Genomic DNA, 3,910 nt, shown 5'->3' with positions numbered 1-3,910 from the left:
CTATCCTAACATAAGATCAACACGACCTAGGGGAATGAAGAAGAGGATCACCCACCAGCCGGGTTTACCAGCAGCTCGACACATCACCCAGATGTTAGCAATCGGGATCCAAGCTAACCAAGCATTCGGCACGTTTAGCTTCTCTCCAATCACCATTAAGGTGTAGCTAAAGAAGGCGTAAAGGGCAACGGCAATCAGCCCTGGTAAAAGCTCATCCATCGTGACCCTCCCACATATTTTTTTGATATTTGCGAATGTCAACTCACTTGTCTCCAGCGTCTCTTTGGTGTCAGAGACAACCCTCGAATCTATACAGCTATAAGGCCAAACCGCAAGAAAACCAACTTTCCAAAGCTGTTCAGGAGCTACTCTGATCCCGCCCACAAAGTTAGCCAAAAGGGATCCCGTTGTCCAGACTTATCTGTCAAGTTTCATCAAGTTTCATCAAGAATACAGATCTGACGAATAATCTCTCAAGCACGGGGGGGCAACGGCGGGCATTGGATCCCGGGAACCAGGGATTCCAGCAAGCCGCTACAGGCATCCCAGAGCAGCTCGATTACATAATGGAATCCGGCCTCACCCCCGTAGTAGGGATCCGGAACTTCCTCATCAGAATGGGAGCGGCAATAGCTGCACATCAAGCGCACTTTCTCGGCATATTTTCCCTGGGGATCCAAGCTGAGAATGTCGCGGTAATTTTGTCGATCCATGGCCAGGATCAGGTCGAACTCGCGCAGGTCGGCAGGTCGAATCTGGCGGGCCTTGCCTTGTAGCTCTAGGCCATAGCATCGGGCTGCTTGTTGCATGCGCCGATCTGGGGGGCTGCCGATGTGATAGGCTGCCGTACCTGCTGAGTCGCAGAGAATCGCTTCCGAAAGGCCGCTGCTGCGCAAAAGGTGATTGGTGATGCCTTCAGCGGTGGGAGAACGACAGATGTTGCCCAGACAGACGAACAGAAGCTTTTGGCTCATGACAATCTCAACAGCAGTAGAGAACTCCTCTCACCTTATAACAATGCCCATCTAATCTAATGGTTCTTTGGTCTGAGCATAATAGTTCTTCGTTCTGAGCGCAGAAGAGCACAGACGGCAACGAACGGTGTTTGCGAGCCAGTCTCATCTGCCACTGACGGGAACAGAGCGGATCCCATGTGCTGGCCCACCACGGGATGTATTCGCTCACAGCAGCAGAGTGGAGTCCTCCCTCATTTTCCACCAAGTTTCCCACCAAGAGCCGCTGCAATGATCTAACAGCAGCTATTGGGAAGCCTGTCGCTTTGAGCATCACAGGTCTAATCGAACCGACAAGGGATCCCCAGGCACTGCTGCAATAGCTTCAGGTACTCTTGTCCATCCATGAGAAAGGCGCCGAAACGGGCCAGATGCGGGTTCATCAACTGAGCGTCGAAGAGGCGAAAGCCCCGCTCTCGCAAGTGCTCCACCAACTTCACCAGGGCCACCTTCGAGCCGTTGGGAATGCGGTAGAACATGGACTCGCCGATAAATGCCGCCCCAAGGGCAATACCCAGGATCCCGCCTGCCAAGGTCTCTCCCTGCCAGGTTTCAAAGCTGTGGGCAAAGCCGGCCTGGCGCAGAGCTGCGTAAATCTGCTTCAGCTCAGGGCTGATCCAGGTTTGGGGACGAGCGGCACAGCCCTCTACCACCTGCTCAAAAGCACAGTTCAGCCGCACCTGAAAGCGATTGCTGCGCACCAAGGGCCGCAATGAACGGGGGCAGTGGAATCGCTCATCGAGGGGGATCACCGCGTGCCGGTCGGTGCCGTACCAGGCCAGGGATCCCGTCTCTTCGTCGGCCATCAGGAAGTAGCCTTGGGCATAGCCTGCCAGAATGGTGGCCAGATCCACCTGCATCGCCTCAGTTGCGCTCCTCAAGATTGCCATTCTGGAGAGAGACTGGCAAAGTCTCCCCCATTAGCCCTGGGGTGGCAATCCACACAGCCGCTCACCCGCACAGGAGTGGGAAACTCCACTTGCAGATGCAAAGCGCGGAAATAGCGGGAATCTGCCAAGCGATAGGGCACCTGTTCCCCTTGTCGCAGGGGCCGGGAGTTGGGCCGCAAATAGCCCCAGGCCAGTTGTAAAGCCACACCGCTCAGGGGCTGGATCTGCTGGCCATAGTGGTTGGGATCCTGCAGCAGCCGTCGCCAGGTTTCAGTGGGCAACACTTGGGCGGGCAACGCCACATGGCAACTGCCACAACTGCGCACATATTGAGCTTGCTCCAGTTGGGCTTGAGTCAGGCCCTGCTGGGCTTGTGCTCCCAGGTTCTGCGCTGATCCCGCCAGCAGGGATCCCATAAACCCGGACAGGATGACTACCATGCTCCAGATCCAAAACCGCCGGCGTCGTCGTTGCAAAGGAGCCATGCTCTCACACCCACTGCCCATGCTTTCCCACTCTAGATCAGGTGGTTGCCGGCGACAGCGGGACGGAGTCCATAAGATCCGGCCTCAATTGTTGGGATCGGCTGGGTCTACGCTCAATGGCGCGGGTGCGCTCGTCAAAGCGGTCTAGGGCTTCTCGAAAATACTGGCCCAGCATTGCTTGACCTTCTCGAATTTCGGCAATCAACACCTCGTGATTCTGAACAACTCGGTTCAAAGCTTCCAAACCTTGGGACAAGCTGGCTGCGGTTTGAATCGACAAGCTTTCCTGCTCAGGGGTCATCTTGCTCTTGCTCCTGGGGATCGCCCTTGCGGTGGGATAGTTCATAATAGCGGGGCTGCAGACTTTCCCACCAAACGCTCATGAACTCGCCCAGCTTACTCTGGCCGGATCCCGACGGGATCCCAGTGCCCTCTCAACCGGGGATCCTTGGCATTTTGGCTTCCGGCAATGGCAGCAATTTCGAAGCTATTGCCCAAGCCATTGAGGCTGGGGAACTGCAGGCCCAGATTGCTGTGGTCATCACCAACAATCCCAAAGCCTACGTGCGGCAGCGGGCCCAAAAGCGAGGGATCCCTTGCGTCTTGCTCGACCACCGAGACTACCCCTGTCGCGAAGATCTGGACGCCGCCATTGTCCAGGTGCTCTGGCAGCATCACGTGGAATGGGTGATCATGGCCGGGTGGATGCGCCTGGTTACCCAGGTGTTGTTGTCCGCCTACCCGGATCGCGTCTTGAACCTGCATCCCAGCCTGCTGCCCAGTTTCAAGGGCCTGCGTGCCGTTGAACAAGCCCTGAAGTGCGGTGTGAAAATTGCCGGCTGCACCGTTCATCGGGTCACCTTGGAAATGGACAGTGGCCCCATCGTGGCCCAAGCAGCCGTGCCGGTTCTGCCCGAAGATACTGTGGAATCCCTTTACCGGCGCATCCAGACCCAGGAGCACCGCCTCTACCCACTGGCCATCCGCCTCTGCCTGGCAGAGGGATCCCTGCTACCCAAGTCTTCGGGGAAGCTGCACAATTGAGGTTAAGTCCAACGCTGGCGCATCCCATGGCCGAGATCCCGCCTCTCCTCATCTTCGATAGCCCGGTGATCCTGGCCGGTCGTCTGGCTCTATGGCAAGAGTGGGCTCGATTTGGGGTGTGTGTGCTGCCGCAGGCAGTGATGGCCGAGCTAGAACGCCTGAGCCGGCAGGCTATTGATCCCCAAGAAGAATCGACAGCCCGCGAGTTTTTGCGCCACTGGCCCAGTCTAGGGTTTGCCGTCTCAGAAGCCCGTGCCCTGGTGGGTGGTGCTGGTGCCGGCGATCAGTCCATGAGGGTACGTTTGGAAGAAGCGATTGCCGAATGCGCCTATGCCCTGGCCCAGCAGCAGCCGGGAACGCTGGTGGTTTTGGTCAGCAACGACCGGCCTTTGGTGGGGCGAATTCAGGGTCTGGGTCTCAACAACCTCTGTGCCATCTCTCTGGCAGAGCTGAACCGGTGGATGCGTCAGCAGCAGCG

At 57.2% G+C, this 3,910-nt stretch carries 7 protein-coding genes; 2 read left to right on the top strand and 5 right to left on the bottom strand.

Going from position 1 to position 3,910, the window contains the following annotated elements; all coding sequences use genetic code 11:
• From NW856_RS02525 to NW856_RS02505, 5 genes are all read right to left on the bottom strand, one after another.
• The gene (locus NW856_RS02525; RefSeq protein WP_414398927.1) at nucleotides 1–396 is read right to left on the bottom strand and encodes a DUF5684 domain-containing protein; all 396 of its coding nucleotides are present in this window, start codon (nucleotides 394–396) and stop codon (nucleotides 1–3) included.
• A gap of 77 nt (nucleotides 397–473) precedes the next feature.
• The gene (locus tag NW856_RS02520) at nucleotides 474–974 is read right to left on the bottom strand and encodes a low molecular weight protein-tyrosine-phosphatase (RefSeq protein WP_414398925.1); all 501 of its coding nucleotides are present in this window, start codon (nucleotides 972–974) and stop codon (nucleotides 474–476) included.
• Nucleotides 975–1,294: 320 nt separating this feature from the next.
• Nucleotides 1,295–1,873, bottom strand: a complete 579-nt coding sequence (aat, locus tag NW856_RS02515) for a leucyl/phenylalanyl-tRNA--protein transferase (protein WP_414398929.1) — start codon at nucleotides 1,871–1,873, stop codon at nucleotides 1,295–1,297.
• 17 nt (nucleotides 1,874–1,890) lie between these two features.
• Entirely contained in the window at nucleotides 1,891–2,388 is a 498-nt protein-coding gene (locus tag NW856_RS02510) for a hypothetical protein (RefSeq protein WP_414398924.1), read from the bottom strand.
• A gap of 37 nt (nucleotides 2,389–2,425) precedes the next feature.
• Entirely contained in the window at nucleotides 2,426–2,689 is a 264-nt protein-coding gene (locus tag NW856_RS02505) for a hypothetical protein (RefSeq protein WP_414391119.1), read from the bottom strand.
• A gap of 80 nt (nucleotides 2,690–2,769) precedes the next feature.
• Here NW856_RS02505 and purN point away from each other — a divergent pair, with 80 nt between their 5' ends.
• Together purN and NW856_RS02495 are read left to right on the top strand one after the other, a co-directional pair.
• Nucleotides 2,770–3,432: a phosphoribosylglycinamide formyltransferase gene (gene purN / locus NW856_RS02500; RefSeq protein WP_414398923.1), complete on the top strand. Its 663-nt coding sequence runs from the start codon at nucleotides 2,770–2,772 to the stop codon at nucleotides 3,430–3,432.
• A gap of 26 nt (nucleotides 3,433–3,458) precedes the next feature.
• Nucleotides 3,459–3,910: PIN domain-containing protein (locus tag NW856_RS02495; RefSeq protein WP_414398921.1), on the top strand; the 452-nt coding region annotated here is incomplete at its 3' end.

This window comes from Synechococcus sp. R3-13, from assembly GCF_047462195.1.
Lineage (GTDB): Bacteria > Cyanobacteriota > Cyanobacteriia > Thermostichales > Thermostichaceae > Thermostichus.
The sequence above is the reverse complement of the archived record's forward strand: the minus strand, read 5'-3'. Positions and strand labels throughout refer to the sequence as shown.

Coding starts and splice junctions, on each gene's coding strand:
- aat (WP_414398929.1), bottom strand. CDS start 1,873: ATGCAGGTGGATCTGGCCACCATTCTGGCAGGCTATGCCCAAGGCTAC.
- NW856_RS02510 (WP_414398924.1), bottom strand. CDS start 2,388: ATGGCTCCTTTGCAACGACGACGCCGGCGGTTTTGGATCTGGAGCATG.
- purN (WP_414398923.1), top strand. CDS start 2,770: ATGAACTCGCCCAGCTTACTCTGGCCGGATCCCGACGGGATCCCAGTG.
- NW856_RS02520 (WP_414398925.1), bottom strand. CDS start 974: ATGAGCCAAAAGCTTCTGTTCGTCTGTCTGGGCAACATCTGTCGTTCT.
- NW856_RS02505 (WP_414391119.1), bottom strand. CDS start 2,689: ATGACCCCTGAGCAGGAAAGCTTGTCGATTCAAACCGCAGCCAGCTTG.